28 protein-coding genes are annotated in these 14,068 nt (G+C 32.7%); all 28 read left to right on the forward strand.

The genetic code is table 4. The features are described 5' to 3' along the window. Positions 1-93 precede the first annotated feature (93 nt). The 28 genes from rpsJ (at position 94) to rpsK (ending at position 14,057) form a co-directional block, all read left to right on the forward strand. Entirely contained in the window at positions 94-402 is a 309-nt protein-coding gene (gene rpsJ, locus MTABA_RS00645) for a 30S ribosomal protein S10 (RefSeq protein ID WP_011183019.1), read from the forward strand. Positions 403-465: 63 nt separating this feature from the next. Beyond that, positions 466-1,170 (forward strand): 50S ribosomal protein L3, encoded by a 705-nt coding sequence (gene rplC / locus MTABA_RS00650; protein WP_100679298.1) that lies wholly within the window; start codon positions 466-468, stop codon positions 1,168-1,170. 12 nt (positions 1,171-1,182) lie between these two features. After that, positions 1,183-1,809 (forward strand): 50S ribosomal protein L4, encoded by a 627-nt coding sequence (rplD, locus tag MTABA_RS00655; protein WP_011183021.1) that lies wholly within the window; start codon positions 1,183-1,185, stop codon positions 1,807-1,809. After that, the gene (gene rplW / locus MTABA_RS00660) at positions 1,809-2,093 is read left to right on the forward strand and encodes a 50S ribosomal protein L23 (RefSeq protein ID WP_011183022.1); all 285 of its coding nucleotides are present in this window, start codon (positions 1,809-1,811) and stop codon (positions 2,091-2,093) included. Before rplD ends, rplW begins: the two co-directional genes overlap by 1 nt. A 66-nt stretch (positions 2,094-2,159) precedes the next feature. Beyond that, positions 2,160-3,005, forward strand: coding sequence for a 50S ribosomal protein L2 (gene rplB / locus MTABA_RS00665; protein ID WP_011183023.1), 846 nt, complete (start codon positions 2,160-2,162; stop codon positions 3,003-3,005). Positions 3,006-3,023: 18 nt separating this feature from the next. Further along, positions 3,024-3,287 carry a 30S ribosomal protein S19 gene (gene rpsS / locus MTABA_RS00670; protein WP_011183024.1) on the forward strand — a complete coding sequence of 88 codons (264 nt, stop codon included), beginning with the start codon at positions 3,024-3,026 and terminating at the stop codon, positions 3,285-3,287. A gap of 18 nt (positions 3,288-3,305) precedes the next feature. Further along, on the forward strand, positions 3,306-3,644 hold the full coding sequence (gene rplV, locus MTABA_RS00675; protein WP_100679299.1) for a 50S ribosomal protein L22: 339 nt from the start codon (positions 3,306-3,308) through the stop codon (positions 3,642-3,644). Between the two features lie 18 nt (positions 3,645-3,662). Further along, positions 3,663-4,388 (forward strand): 30S ribosomal protein S3, encoded by a 726-nt coding sequence (gene rpsC / locus MTABA_RS00680; RefSeq protein WP_100679300.1) that lies wholly within the window; start codon positions 3,663-3,665, stop codon positions 4,386-4,388. After that, complete coding sequence (gene rplP, locus MTABA_RS00685; protein WP_011183027.1) at positions 4,388-4,801, forward strand: 50S ribosomal protein L16; 414 nt, start codon at positions 4,388-4,390, stop codon at positions 4,799-4,801. Before rpsC ends, rplP begins: the two co-directional genes overlap by 1 nt. Further along, positions 4,801-5,220 carry a 50S ribosomal protein L29 gene (gene rpmC, locus MTABA_RS04015; protein WP_100679301.1) on the forward strand — a complete coding sequence of 140 codons (420 nt, stop codon included), beginning with the start codon at positions 4,801-4,803 and terminating at the stop codon, positions 5,218-5,220. Before rplP ends, rpmC begins: the two co-directional genes overlap by 1 nt. After that, entirely contained in the window at positions 5,217-5,477 is a 261-nt protein-coding gene (gene rpsQ / locus MTABA_RS00695) for a 30S ribosomal protein S17 (protein WP_029511917.1), read from the forward strand. Before rpmC ends, rpsQ begins: the two co-directional genes overlap by 4 nt. Before the next feature lie 13 nt (positions 5,478-5,490). Next, a complete protein-coding gene (gene rplN, locus MTABA_RS00700; RefSeq protein ID WP_100679302.1) occupies positions 5,491-5,859 on the forward strand; it encodes a 50S ribosomal protein L14 in 369 nt (122 codons plus the stop codon). 13 nt (positions 5,860-5,872) lie between these two features. After that, entirely contained in the window at positions 5,873-6,202 is a 330-nt protein-coding gene (gene rplX, locus MTABA_RS00705) for a 50S ribosomal protein L24 (RefSeq protein WP_100679303.1), read from the forward strand. A gap of 17 nt (positions 6,203-6,219) precedes the next feature. Continuing rightward, complete coding sequence (gene rplE / locus MTABA_RS00710) at positions 6,220-6,762, forward strand: 50S ribosomal protein L5 (RefSeq protein ID WP_100679304.1); 543 nt, start codon at positions 6,220-6,222, stop codon at positions 6,760-6,762. A 19-nt stretch (positions 6,763-6,781) separates the two neighbouring features. Beyond that, the gene (locus MTABA_RS00715) at positions 6,782-6,967 is read left to right on the forward strand and encodes a type Z 30S ribosomal protein S14 (RefSeq protein ID WP_100679305.1); all 186 of its coding nucleotides are present in this window, start codon (positions 6,782-6,784) and stop codon (positions 6,965-6,967) included. Positions 6,968-6,998: 31 nt separating this feature from the next. Continuing rightward, positions 6,999-7,388, forward strand: coding sequence for a 30S ribosomal protein S8 (gene rpsH, locus MTABA_RS00720; RefSeq protein ID WP_100679306.1), 390 nt, complete (start codon positions 6,999-7,001; stop codon positions 7,386-7,388). A gap of 19 nt (positions 7,389-7,407) precedes the next feature. After that, complete coding sequence (gene rplF, locus MTABA_RS00725) at positions 7,408-7,950, forward strand: 50S ribosomal protein L6 (protein WP_100679307.1); 543 nt, start codon at positions 7,408-7,410, stop codon at positions 7,948-7,950. Between the two features lie 25 nt (positions 7,951-7,975). Next, a complete protein-coding gene (rplR, locus tag MTABA_RS00730) occupies positions 7,976-8,323 on the forward strand; it encodes a 50S ribosomal protein L18 (RefSeq protein WP_100679308.1) in 348 nt (115 codons plus the stop codon). Positions 8,324-8,343: 20 nt separating this feature from the next. Next, complete coding sequence (gene rpsE, locus MTABA_RS00735) at positions 8,344-8,964, forward strand: 30S ribosomal protein S5 (protein ID WP_023025470.1); 621 nt, start codon at positions 8,344-8,346, stop codon at positions 8,962-8,964. Positions 8,965-8,982: 18 nt separating this feature from the next. Next, positions 8,983-9,420: a 50S ribosomal protein L15 gene (gene rplO, locus MTABA_RS00740; RefSeq protein ID WP_099650990.1), complete on the forward strand. Its 438-nt coding sequence runs from the start codon at positions 8,983-8,985 to the stop codon at positions 9,418-9,420. A gap of 1 nt (position 9,421) precedes the next feature. Continuing rightward, positions 9,422-10,882 carry a preprotein translocase subunit SecY gene (gene secY / locus MTABA_RS00745; protein WP_100679309.1) on the forward strand — a complete coding sequence of 487 codons (1,461 nt, stop codon included), beginning with the start codon at positions 9,422-9,424 and terminating at the stop codon, positions 10,880-10,882. Positions 10,883-10,964: 82 nt separating this feature from the next. Then, the gene (gene cdd, locus MTABA_RS00750; protein ID WP_100679845.1) at positions 10,965-11,372 is read left to right on the forward strand and encodes a cytidine deaminase; all 408 of its coding nucleotides are present in this window, start codon (positions 10,965-10,967) and stop codon (positions 11,370-11,372) included. A 19-nt stretch (positions 11,373-11,391) separates the two neighbouring features. Beyond that, a complete protein-coding gene (locus tag MTABA_RS00755; RefSeq protein ID WP_100679310.1) occupies positions 11,392-12,030 on the forward strand; it encodes an adenylate kinase family protein in 639 nt (212 codons plus the stop codon). After that, on the forward strand, positions 12,031-12,789 hold the full coding sequence (gene map, locus MTABA_RS00760; RefSeq protein ID WP_100679311.1) for a type I methionyl aminopeptidase: 759 nt from the start codon (positions 12,031-12,033) through the stop codon (positions 12,787-12,789). It abuts the gene before it with no gap. Between the two features lie 12 nt (positions 12,790-12,801). Further along, the gene (infA, locus tag MTABA_RS00765; RefSeq protein ID WP_011183043.1) at positions 12,802-13,038 is read left to right on the forward strand and encodes a translation initiation factor IF-1; all 237 of its coding nucleotides are present in this window, start codon (positions 12,802-12,804) and stop codon (positions 13,036-13,038) included. 68 nt (positions 13,039-13,106) lie between these two features. Continuing rightward, a complete protein-coding gene (gene rpmJ, locus MTABA_RS00770) occupies positions 13,107-13,220 on the forward strand; it encodes a 50S ribosomal protein L36 (RefSeq protein WP_011183044.1) in 114 nt (37 codons plus the stop codon). A 56-nt stretch (positions 13,221-13,276) separates the two neighbouring features. Continuing rightward, positions 13,277-13,642 (forward strand): 30S ribosomal protein S13, encoded by a 366-nt coding sequence (gene rpsM, locus MTABA_RS00775; protein ID WP_011183045.1) that lies wholly within the window; start codon positions 13,277-13,279, stop codon positions 13,640-13,642. Between the two features lie 22 nt (positions 13,643-13,664). Further along, complete coding sequence (rpsK, locus tag MTABA_RS00780) at positions 13,665-14,057, forward strand: 30S ribosomal protein S11 (RefSeq protein ID WP_011183046.1); 393 nt, start codon at positions 13,665-13,667, stop codon at positions 14,055-14,057. Positions 14,058-14,068 lie beyond the last annotated feature (11 nt).

Raw genomic sequence — 14,068 nt, forward strand, 5'->3', positions numbered from 1 at the left:
TAATATTTTAGCATGTGTATTTTGTGTGCTCATTTACAACACACCGGTAAGGGTTGTTGATGAATGAAAAAATTATTAAAAATGGAGGTTACAATGGCAGAACAAAAAATGAGAATAAAACTAAAAGGCTATGATCACGCAATTATCGATCAAAGTATTTTAAAAATTATTGAAGCTGCTGAAGGAACTGGGGCAAAGGTTAGAGGACCTATCCCATTACCAACAGATAAACAAGTGATTACCATCTTAAGAGCTGTTCACAAGTATAAAGACTCACGTGAACAATTCGAAATGAGAACACACAAAAGATTATTAGAGATTTTAAATCCAACACCAACTACAATGGACGTATTAAAAAGAGTTCAATTACCAAGTGGTGTAGATATCGAAATCAAGTTATAAAAAAATACAAATACAAAATTAAGTAACGAAATATACATGATTATCAATTAGGAGGATAAAAAGATGAAAGGAATCTTAGGACGTAAAGTTGAAATGACTCAAGTTTTTACAGCTAACGGGAAATTAGTACCAGTTACTGTAGTTGAAGTTCAACCAAACACTATCTTACAAGTTAAAACTCTTGACACAAATGGTTACGTTGCTACTCAATTAGGAGTATTCGACAAAAGAGAAAACTTAGTAAACAAACCTGAATTAGGACAATTCAAAAAAGCTAACTCAGTTCCTAAGCGCTTCGTAAAAGAGATCAGAAACATGGAAGGGTTTGAAGTTGGATCAGTAATTTCAGCATCAGACATTTTCGAAACTGGTCAATACGTTGACGTTACAGGAATTTCAAAAGGAAAAGGATTTGCGGGAGCAATTAAAAGACATAACTACTCAAGAGGACCAATGGCTCACGGGTCAGGTTACCACCGTGGTATCGGTTCAATGGGAGCTATTATCAACCGTATTTTCAAATCTAAAAAAATGGCAGGTCACATGGGACATGTTAAACGTACAGTTCAAAACTTAGAGGTTATTGCAATCGATAACAACATTATGTTAGTTAAAGGTTCAATTCCAGGACCAAACAAAGGATTTGTTACAATCAAAGCCAATGTTAAAGGTTTATCAAACACACAAGCAGCAGAATTATTAGTAAGAAACGCACCAGTAGCTACTGAAGCACCAGTAGTTGAAGAAGCTGTTTCAACAGAAGAGTAATAGGAGACAATTATGGAATTAAAAGTATTAAACGTCCAAGGACAAGAAGTTAAAACAATTTCATTAAACGATAGTGTTTGAAATGTGGCACCACATAAACAAGCTATTTATGACACTGTTATTTCACAACAAGCTGCTTTAAGACAAGGAACTAAAAAAACTAAAACTCGTGCTGAAGTACGTGGTGGTGGTAAAAAACCTTGAAGACAAAAAGGAACTGGACGTGCACGTCAAGGATCAATTAGAGCACCACACTGAAGAGGTGGAGGGGTTACTTTTGGTCCAACACCTGATATTAACTACAAGAAATCAGTAAACAAAAAAGTAAGAGCATTAGCATTTAAATCAGCATTATCAATTAAAGCTAGTGAACAAAATCTTGTAATCGTTGATAAATTTGATTTCGCTAAACCATCAACAAAAGAAATGATTAGCGTAATGAAAAATTTACAAATTGATGATCAAAAAACATTAATCATTACTAAAGAAAATGAAGAATTAGTAATTAAATCTTCAAGTAACATTAAAGGGGTAAAAACTTTACCATCAATCAAATTAAACGTATTTGATATCTTAAATGCTACTAAATTAGTTATGACAGAAGAAGCTGCAATGGCTGTTGAGGGGGTATACGCATAATGCATTTAACAGAAGTAATTAAAAAACCTGTGTTAACTGAAAAATCATTTTTAGGTCACGCAAACGGTGTATATACTTTCTTAGTAGACAGAAGAGCTAATAAAGTTCAAATTAAAAAAACATTCGAAGAAATTTTTGAAGTAAAAGTTGAATCAGTAAGAACAATGAATTACGATGGAAAAGAAAAAAGAATGGGTAGATTTGTTGGAAAAACAAATAACTACAAAAAAGCAATCATCACTTTAAAAGATGGTGAAACATTAGATATTTTAAGCGATTTATAGAAAAAACCTAGCCCATAGGCGACAAATATTATAAATCAAAAATAAAAAGCTATAGAAAGGGATATTATGGCAATTAAAAAATATAAACCTACGACAAACGGTCGTAGAAATATGACTAGTATTGATTACAAGGCTACTTTAACAACAAGTACTCCTGAAAAATCATTATTAGCTGCTAAAAACTCTAAAGCCGGACGTAACAACCGTGGTTTAATTACTACACGTCACAAAGGTGGAGGACATAAACAAAAATACAGAATTATTGACTTTAAACGTAATAAAAGAGATGTTGTTGGAACAATCGCTACAATCGAGTACGATCCAAACAGAAACGCATTTATTTGTTTAGTTAATTACTTAGATGGAGAAAAACGTTACATCTTATTTGCAAAAGGAATGACAGTTGGAATGAAAATTGTTGCTTCAGAACATGCAGATATTAAAGTTGGAAATGCTGCTCCATTAAAAAACATTCCTGAAGGGACATTAATTCACAACGTTGAATTAAAACCTGGAAAAGGTGGACAAATGGCTAGAAGTGCTGGAACATCAGTACAAATCTTAGGGAAAGATGATGACGGTAAGTATGTAACTTTACGTTTAACATCTGGAGAAGTAAGAAAAGTTTTAGCTGATTGTTACGCAACAATTGGAGAAGTTGGAAACGAAGAATACAACTTAGTTAATTGAGGAAAAGCTGGACGTAACCGTTGAAGAGGTATTCGTCCAACAGTTCGTGGTTCAGTAATGAACCCTAACGATCACCCACATGGGGGAGGGGAAGGGCGCACTCCAATCGGACGTAAGAGCCCAGTTACTCCATGAGGTAAAAAAGCTCTTGGTGTTAAAACAAGAAACACTAAGAAACCATCAGAGAAACTTATTGTAAGAAAGCGTAATGCTAAGAAATAGGGAAGGAGAATAGAAGACATGGCAAGATCATTAAAAAAAGGACCATTTGTAGACGAAAACTTATTTAAAAAAGCTGAAGTTGCAAAAGATGGAGAAGTTATAAAAACTTGATCACGTAGATCAACTATTTTCCCTGAATTCATCGGTAAAACTTTCGGAGTATACAATGGTAAAGAATTTATTCCCGTGTACGTAACAGAAGATATGGTTGGGCACAAATTAGGAGAATTTGCCCCAACTCGTAAATTCGGTGGTCACGGAGACGACAAAGGTAAGAAATAGAAGAGGTAGGATGACAATATGGAAGCAAAAGCTTATTTAAATATGATTCGTATCTCTCCTAGAAAAGTTAGATTAGTAGCAGATACAATCAGAAACAAACCAGTTGCAGCCGCAATTGCAACATTATACAACTTAGATAAAAGATCAGCTGAGCCAGTATTAAAATTATTAAACTCAGCAATCGCAAACGCAGTTAACAACAATGGAATGGACGCAGATAAATTATTTGTTAAATCAATTTTTGTTAACGAAGGACCAACTTTAAAACGTTTTAGACCAAGAGCTCATGGTAGAGCATATGAAATTTTAAAAAGAACATCACATATAACAATTATTGTTAGTGATGAAAGAATATAGGAAGGACGAGAAGAATATATGGGACAAAAAGTATCACCTAATGTTTTACGTTTAGGAATCGTTAGAGATTGAGAAGACACTTGATATGCTGAAAAAGAACAATATGTTAAATGATTAGATCAAGATATCAAAATCCGTGAAGGAGTTCTTAAATTATTAAAAGATGCAGCTGTATCAAAAATTAAAATTGAAAGAACAAATTCAAACATTACTTTAATCATCAGAACTGCTCGTCCAGCTATCGTGCTTGGTCAAGAAGGTAAAAATGTTTCAAATATCGCAACAGCAGTTCAAAAAATTGCTAAAGATAGAAACTTAAAAGTTGAAGTTAAAGTAATTGAAGTAAAAAACCCTGATGCAGATGCAACATTAGTTGCAAGATGAATCGGAGAACAAATTACAAACCGTGCTTCATTTAGAACAGTTCAAAAATTAGCTATTAGAAAAGCTTTAAAAGCAGGAGTTAAAGGAATCAAAACTTCTGTAAGTGGACGTTTAGGTGGAGTTGAAATGGCTCGTACAGAAGGGTATATCGAAGGATCAGTACCTCTATCTACATTAAGAGCAGACATTGATTATGCTTTATATGAAGCTCCAACTACATATGGACAAATTGGTGTTAAAGTTTGAATTAATCATGGTGAAGTTATCGGAGGTCAAAGCCAAAGAGTTTCTGAAAAAGCACCAATGAATAATGATAGAAGATTCAACAACAAAAACAACAACAGAGGGGGACGCAAATAATGTTATTACCAAAAAGAACAAAATATCGTAAACCTCATAAAGTTAGTTTTAAAGGAAAAGCAAAAGGAGCTAAAACAATCAACTTTGGTGAATATGGACTAATGTCTCTTGATGGAGCATGAATCGATAACCGTCAAATTGAAGCAGCTCGTATTGCAATGACACGTTACATGAGACGTGATGGAAAAGTTTGAATGAGAATTTTCCCACACATTTCAATGTCAAAAAAACCTGCTGAAGTTAGAATGGGATCTGGAAAAGGGAACCCTGAAAAATGAGTAGCAGTTGTAAAAGAAGGAACAGTTATGTTTGAAATTGCTGGAGTTAGTGAAGAAACTGCAAGAGAAGCTTTACGTCTTGCAATGCACAAATTACCAGTTCGTTGCAAATTCGTTAAAAGAGGTGAAGAATAATGGCAAATAAATTAATGGATGAAATTAGAGCGCTTTCAGTAGAACAATTATTAGAAAGAAACGAAGCTAAAAAAGCTGAGTTATTCGCATTAAAATTCCAAGCTGCTGTTGGAAGTTTAGAACAAACACACCGTATTAAAGAAATTAAAAAAGAAATTGCAAGAATTCAATTAGTAATAGCTGAAAAAGCTAAAGCTGGTGAAGAAGTAAACAAAACTGTTAAAACAAACTATAACCAAGCTGTAACTGAAGCTGAAAAAGCTGGTAAAGAAGTTAGAGCAAAACAACGTAAAATGATCGAAGAATTACAAGCACAATATGAAAACAACGGTGCTGGTAATGATGACGCTATCGCAGAAGCTATGGCTAATGCAGTAGTTGAAGAACAAAATGATGTAAACGAAGGAGAAACTAAATAATGGAAAGAAATAGTAGAAGAATACTAGTTGGTAAAGTTGTATCTGACAAAATGGATAAAACAATTACTGTATTAGTTGAAACTTACAAAAACCACCCAATCTACAAAAAACGTGTTAAGTATTCTAAAAAATATAAAGCACACGACGAACAACAAGTTGCTAAAATAGGGGACAAAGTTCAAATTATGGAAACACGTCCTTTATCAAAAACAAAAAACTTCAGATTAGTAAAAGTAGTAGAAAAAGCTGTTTTATAGGAGATAAAGAGATATGATTCAAACATTATCAAAATTAAAAGTAGCAGATAACTCAGGTGCTAAAGAAGTTCGTGTTATTCGTAATTTAGGTGGATCAGTTAGAAAGTTTACAGGAATTGGAGACATCATCGTTTGTTCAGTTCAATCAGCAACTCCAGGAGGAGCTGTTAAAAAAGGTCAAGTTGTTAAAGCTGTTATTGTTAGAACTACTAGAGAATTAAAAAGAGAAGATGGTACATATATCCGTTTCTCAGAAAATGCTGTAGTAATTATTAAAGAAGATAAAACACCACGTGGAACTCGTATTTTCGGTCCAATTGCACGTGAAATTAAAGAAGCTGGATTTGCAAAAATTGCATCTTTAGCTCCAGAAGTATTATAGGAGGAACCAGAGAATGAGCAAATCAAAAATCTTAGTAGGTGACGTGGTTAAAGTTATCGCTGGTTCACATAAAGGTGAATTAGGACCAATCACTTGAATATCAAAAGACAAAAAATGAGTATCAGTTCAAGGAATTAACTCTTTAAAACATGTTAAACCTTCACAAACTGATTCAGAAGGTGGAATTAAAGAAGTTCCATCAAAAATTAATTTATCAAACGTAGCATTACAAGATCCTAAAAATAAAGATGGTATTTCAAAAGTTGGATACCAAATTGAAGATGGTAAAAAGATTAGAATTGCTAAAAAATCTAATTCACCATTAAAAAAGGCAAGTAAATAAGAAAGGGACATGAAGAAATGAAATCAAGACTAGAAACTAGATATGCTGAACAAATTGCTCCTGAATTATTTAAAGAATTAGGATATAAATCAGTAATGCAAGTTCCAAAACTTACAAAAATCGTTATTAACATGGGAGTTGGAGAAGCTACAACTGATCCAAAAAAACTAGACTCAGCTGTTATTGAATTAGAACAATTGACTGGTCAAAAACCATTAGTAACAAAAGCAAAAAAATCATTAGCTGTATTTAAATTAAGAGAAGGAATGCCAATTGGTACAAAAGTAACTTTAAGAGGGAAAAAGATGTATGACTTCTTAGACCGTCTAACAAACGTTGCACTACCACGTGTGCGTGACTTCAGAGGTGTTCCAAAAACTTCATTTGATGGATTTGGAAACTACACATTGGGAATTAAAGAACAAATTATTTTCCCAGAAATTGATTATGATAAAGTTCAAAAACTACGCGGAATGGATATCACAATTGTAACTACTGCAAAAACAAACGAGGAAGCATACAAATTATTAGAAAAATTTGGAATGCCTTTCGCTAAATAATAAAGGGGATTAGGAATAAATGGCTAAAAAATCATTAAAAGTTAAACAAGCTAAACACCAAAAGTTTGGCGTAAGAAACTACACTAGATGTAATAAATGTGGTAGACCACATGCTGTGCTTAAAAAATTTGGAATTTGTCGTCTATGCTTTAGAAAATATGCATATGAAGGTCAAATCCCAGGGATTAGAAAAGCTTCTTGATAATAGGAAATAGAAAGAGTAAAGGAAATAAAAAATGACAACAGACGTAATCGCAGATATGTTAACTAGAATCCGAAATGCAAACCAAAGAATGTTAAAAACTGTTAACATTCCTTCATCAAAAATGAAATTGGAAATTGCAAACATTTTAAAAGAAGAAGGATTCATTTCAAGCTTCACTGTTGAAGGTGAAATTAAAAAAACTATTACTATTGAATTAAAATATCAAGGAAAACAAAGAGTAATCTCAGGACTTAAAAAGATCTCTAAACCAGGTCTTAGAGTATATGCACCAGCAAACGAAATCCCACAAGTATTAAACGGTTTAGGAATTGCAATAGTTTCAACATCACAAGGAATCATGACAGGAAAACAAGCTCGTCTATCAAACATTGGTGGAGAAGTATTGGCTTTCGTCTGATAATAGGAGGTAGAGGTAAAATATGTCACGTATAGGAAACAGAATTTTAACTATCCCTGCAGGTGTTGAAGTTAGTGTTGCATCAGACAACACAGTTACAGTAAAAGGGTCAAAGGGAACTTTAACTCAAAAATTCGCAGAAGTTATCACAATCAAAGTTGAAGGAACAAATCTTTCAACAACTAGAGCTAATGAAATTAAACATACAAAACAATTACACGGAACAACAAATTCATTATTACAAGGAATGTTAATAGGTGTAAGTGAAGGGTTCAAAAAAACTCTTGACATTAACGGGGTTGGATATAGAGCAGCTTTAGCTGGAAGCAAATTAAATCTTTCACTAGGATACTCACACCCAGTTGAATATACAATTCCAGAAGGAATTACAGTAGAATGTCCAAAACCAACTCAAATCATTATTTCAGGTATTGATAAACAAGTTGTAGGACAAGTTGCAGCAGAAATTAGATCATACAGAAGACCAGAACCTTATAAAGGTAAAGGAATTAAGTACTCAGATGAAATCATTATTAGAAAAGAAGGGAAAGCAGCTGGTAAATAATATCAGAGCTTAAGGTTATAGAATTATGAAACATACTAAACAAGAAGCAAGAAAAAGAAGACATTACCGTGTTAGAAGTAAAGTTTCTGGAACTACTGCTAAACCAAGATTAAATGTTTTCAAATCAAATACTAATTTCTACGCACAAATCATTGACGATACTACTGGAACAACTTTAGTTTCAGCATCATCATTAAACTTGGGATTAAAATCAGGAAATATTGAAGCAGCTAAAAAAGTTGCAGCAGAAATCGCTAAATTAGCAATCGCAAAAAGCATTGTTGATGTAGTGTTTGACCGTGGTGGATACTTATACCATGGTAAAGTAAAAGCTTTTGCTGAAGCAGCAAGAGAAAACGGATTGAAATTCTAGAAAGGTAAAGAGTGAGAAATATGGAAAATAAAACAGAAGTAGTAGTAGCTGAAAACGCTAACAATCAAACTCAACCTGAAAGAAAAAAGTTTGATAGAAAACCAAACCGTCGTCCTCAAGGACCAAAACAATTCCAAAAAGATGATTTTGAAGAAAAAGTAGTAACAATTAGACGTGTTACTAAAGTTACAAAAGGTGGACGTCATTTTAGATTCGCAGCAGTTGTTGTTGTTGGAGATAAAAAGGGTCAAGTTGGTTTAGGAACAGGAAAAGCAAACGAAGTTCCTGAAGCAATTAAAAAAGCTGTTAAAGAAGCTAAAAAGAACTTAATTAGAGTTCCTTTAAGAGGAACAACTGTTCCTCATGAAGTGATCGGTCACTTTGGTGCAGGTCAAGTTCTAATTAAACCAGCTAAACCTGGTACTGGAGTTATTGCCGGTGGACCAGCTCGTGCTGTTATTGAATTAGCAGGTATTGCAGACGTTTATGCTAAATCATTAGGTAGAAATAATCCAATTAACATGATTAGAGCTACAATCGATGGTTTATCATCAATGCATACAGCTAAAAAAGTAAATGACTTAAGATTTGGAAAACCAGTTGTTAAAACTGAAAAACCAAAAGTAGAAGAAACTAAATAGGAAAGGAGCATACAAATTATGAAATTACATGAATTAAAATATACTGAAGGTAGCAAAAAAGATGTTACTAGAGTAGGTAGAGGTATGGCTTCTGGAAAAGGTAAAACTTCTACAAGAGGTCACAAAGGACAAAACTCACGTTCAGGTGGGGGAGTTCGTGTAGGATTCGAAGGGGGACAAACTCCTTTATACAGAAGACTACCAAAAATTGGATTTACTTCTCCAAACCAAAAAGAATACGTTATTCTAAATCTTTCAGACTTAGAAAGATTGAATTTAGCATTAGTTGATCACAAGACATTAGTTGAACAAAAAGTTATCAAAAACGAAAAACAATTAGTAAAAGTTTTAGGTAATGGTTCAATTACTTCAGCAATTAATGTAAAATTAAACAAAGTTTCAAAATCAGCTCAAGCTGAAATTGAAAAACTTGGAGGAAAAGTAGAGGTGATTTAATATGGCAAAAAAGTTCGCTAAAAAAAGCAAACAATATTCAGCCAAAAAATCACAAAGTAATAATAGCGATTTAAAAACTGGCAACTTCTTTATTAAAAATAAAGATATTCTAGGTAGAATCGCTTTTACTTTATTATTATTAGTGATTATTAGAATTGGGGTATATATAACAGTGCCTGGTATCAGATTAACTTCTGACTATCAAAATGCTATTAACAATTCACAGTTCTTTCAATTACTTTCAACTTTAGGGGGAGGTACTATTGGGAGATTCTCGATTTTAGCATTAGGAGTTTCGCCTTATATTACCGCTTCAATTATTGTGCAGTTGCTTTCAACTGATGTTGTTCCGATATTAACTAGATGAAATAAGTCTGGTGAAAGAGGAAGAAAAAAATTAGATAAATTAACAAAAGTATTAATGATACCTTTTGCTTTAATGCAAGGGATCGCAACTATATTTACGCTTCAGCAACAAGGTGTTATTGAACCAGGTTGATCAAGTGACAATGTATTAGCATCACCTGCATTTTACTATGTATTAGTTCCACTTGTTATGCTAGCTGGTTCATACTTCATGTTATGAATAGCTGATCAAATAACAATCAAAGGTGTTGGTAATGGTATTTCAATAGTTATTTTTATTGGTATTATTGTTCAATTACCTAATCAAATTAAAGCTACTTATGATTTTTGAATACCTTCAAATGAAAGCATAAATGTTTTCTTTGATGGAATAATTAAATTCTCAATTTATATGCTAGTTTTCTTTGTTGTTATATTTTCGGTTGTGCTTATGAATGAAGCAGAGCGTAAAGTACCAATTCAACAAACGGGTAGTGGTCTAATTGATTCAAAAGATCATACACCATATTTACCATTGAAACTAAATAACGCTGGGGTTATACCAGTTATCTTTGCTTCAGCATTGATTTCTACTCCAATTACAATTGCACAAATCATTGATCCAACAGCTAGTACATCTACAGTTGACTCGGCAAATGCATTTGTAAGGTTTACCCAGCACTATTTATCATTTAATACTTGGTGAGGAATTGGAATATTTGCTGTAATGATTGTATTATTTACTTTCTTATATGCGCAAGTTCAAATTAACCCTGAAAAAATAAGTGAAAACTTTCAAAAATCAGGAACATTTATACCAGGTATTAAACCTGGTAAAGATACAACTAATTTCTTAAAGGGAACAATTAATCGATTATCTTTATTTGGAGCCGTATTCTTAGCTGCAATTGCTGCGTTACCATATGTAATATCTAAATTGACTAATCTACCAAGTCAATTAGCCATTGGGGGAACTGGTCTTATTATTTGTATATCGGTTGCCATCCAAACAACTCAACAATTACAAGGAAGAATTACTCAACATAAATTTATTGAAAGCAAAAAACAAAACTTTACTGAAGAAGCCTCAACTAAATCTTCAACTCATATTTGATAAAAGACTCTTAATGAGTCTTTTTTGTTTGAAACAAAAATTATTTTTTATATATAATATAATAGATAAGAAAGAGGTATAAATGATGGCTGAAAAGCAAAATGTATTTGAAGAGTTATTAATGTTAAAAGAAAACTCTTATAGTCCGTATTCAAACTTTAAAGTAGCTTGTTTGATTTATCTAAAAAATAATGATCAAGTTAAAGGTGTAAATGTTGAGAATGCAGCTTATCCTGCTGGTATATGTGCTGAAAGAACAGCATTAGCGCAAGTTTATTCTTTAGGATATAAAAAGCATGATATAAAGTCTTTAGAACTATACACTGATTCTGAAACTTTAGGATCACCATGCGGAGTTTGCCGTCAGGTTATTTCTGAATTAGTAGATTGATCGACACCTATTTCAATCTACAATAAAAATGGATTTCAATTAGAAACAAATATTAAAAAGTTGTTACCGCATGCTTTTCAGCCTGCACAACTTAGCAAATAGATGATAGAGGAGAAAAAATATGAACATTATGTTATTAGGAGCCCCTGGTTCAGGAAAAGGTACTTTAGCTGAAAAATTAATTAAAAATCAAGGTTTTAATCAAATGTCAACTGGTGATTTAATGCGTAAAGAAATTAAGGACGGAACACCTTTAGGACTTGAATGTGCTAGATACATGAACGAAGGAAAATTAGTGCCTGACGAAGTTACAATGGGAATTGTTAAAAACTTTTTACAAGACAACCATAATCAATTAATCTTTGATGGTATTCCAAGAACGTTAAACCAAGCAAAAATTTTAGAAGAAAACTTAGTTGAACTAAATGCTAAAATTGATAAAGTTATTTATATTGATGTTCCAACTGATATTCTTTTAGGTAGAATAAGTGGACGATTGATTTGCCCTAAATGCAAAGTTAGTTACCACTTAATTAGTAGAAAACCAAAAGCTGAAGGAGTTTGTGACAATGATGGAACTGAACTAGTACGTAGACCAGATGATTCTCCAGAAAAAGTTAAGGTTAGACTTGAAGCATATGCAAATGAAACAGCACCACTGGTTGATTATTACAAAAATAAACCTGGATTTATTCATATTGTTGATAACTCAAACACAACTGCAGAGGAAGTTTATGCAGAAGTTTTAGGAGTTTTATAAATGGCTGTAACAATAAAATCATCACAAGAAATTAACAAAATGCGTGTTGCTGGCCAAGTATTGGCAGAGGCAATTGAAATGTTAAAGTCAATGATTAAACCAGGTGTAAATTGTTTAGATTTAGATAATGAATTTGAAAAATTTATAACTGAAAAAGGATGTAAATCTAACTTCAAAAATTATCATGGATATCCAAAAACAATTTGTGTGTCTATTAATGAGCAATTAGTTCACGGAATTCCACAAGATCGAATTTTACAAGAAGGAGATATAGTTTCTGTTGATACAGGGTGTATTTTTGAAGGATATCATGCTGATAGTGCATTTAGTGTGATAGTTGGTATTGCAAAAGATAAAAAACATGATATACTATTAAAAGTCACTGAAGAATGTTTGGATTTAGCCATTAAAGCTTTAGCTCCAGGCGTTCGTATAGGAACTATTGGAAGTATAGTTCAAACTCATGCTGAAAGCTTTGGGTTTGGAGTTCCAAGAGATTACACAGGACATGGAATTGGAACAGAGATGCATGAAGATCCATTTATACCAAATTATGGTAAAAAGGATACTGGAATGTGTTTACAAGCTGGAATGGTAATTTGTATTGAACCAATGATTCAAATGGGGACTTACAAAACAAAACTTGCAGCAGACAATTGAACAGTTCTTTCAGCTGACAAGAGTATGACTGCTCACTTTGAACACACTATTCTAATTACTGAAAGTGGTTATGAAGTATTAACTAAATCAAAAAGATAGGAGTTGTAGTTTATGGCAAAAGAAGCAGAAATGGAATTTGAAGGTACGGTTGTTGAAGTATTGCCCAATGCAAAATTCAAAGTACAACTGGAAAACGACATTGTTATCGATGCACACGTGTCAGGTAAAATCCGAATGCATTACATTCGCATCTTACCTGGAGATAAAGTAACAGTCGTGATATCACCTTATGATATGACACGTGGAAGAATTACATATAGAAAAATTGCTAAAAAAGCAGAAGTGTAATTATAAAAAATCGACTTAAGTCGATTTTAAATTGTTTAAAAACAAAAGAACAAATACGGAGGTTACAGATGAAAGTAAGATCATCAGTCAAAAAAATTTGCGACAAATGTCGTGTTATTAGACGTAAAGGCCGCGTAATGATTATTTGTGCACAACCAAAGCACAAACAAAGACAAGGTTAATTAGTCTAAATATAAAATTATAGAAATAAATTTTATTTAAGAAAGGAATTAGAGATATGGCTCGTATTAGTGGAGTAGAAATCCCAAACGAAAAAAGAGTTGTAATTTCATTAACATATATTTATGGTATTGGATTATCAACATCTCAAAAAGTTTTATCAAAATTAAACATCAGTGAAGATGTACGTACTAGAGATTTAACTGAAGAACAAATTAAAGCAATTTCTACAGAAATTTCAAACTTTAAAGTCGAAGGGGAATTACGTAGAGAAGTTTCATTAAATATTAAACGTTTAATGGAAATAGGATGTTACAGAGGATTAAGACACCGTAAAGGATTACCTGTAAGAGGGCAATCTTCAAAAACAAACGCAAGAACTGTTAAAGGTCCAAGAAAAACTGTAGCTAACAAGAAAAAATAGAAGGTAGAAGGAGATTACAAACATGGCAAAACCAAAAACAAATAATACAAAAAAACGTATTAAGAAAAATATTCCAAAAGGTATCGCTCATATTCACTCTACTTTTAACAATACAATTGTTACTATTAGTGATGAAAAAGGGAACGTACTTTCTTGATCAAGTGCTGGAGCAATCGGGTTTAAAGGTTCTAAAAAATCAACACCTTATGCTGCACAAATGATTTCAGAAGCAGCAGCTAAAGGTGCAATGGATCAAGGTGTAAAATCAGTTCAAGTTGAAGTAAAAGGTCCAGGTCCAGGTCGTGATGCTGCTGTTAGAGCATTAACAATCGTTGGAATGGAAGTAACTTCAATTAAGGATTGTACACCAATCCCTCATAATGGAGTTCGTCCTAAAAAACGTCCAAGAAAATAATTATAGAACAA

Origin of the sequence: Mesoplasma tabanidae (genome assembly GCF_002804025.1) — a bacterium.
GTDB classification, from domain to species: domain Bacteria; phylum Bacillota_I; class Bacilli_A; order Mycoplasmatales; family Mycoplasmataceae; genus Mesoplasma; species Mesoplasma tabanidae.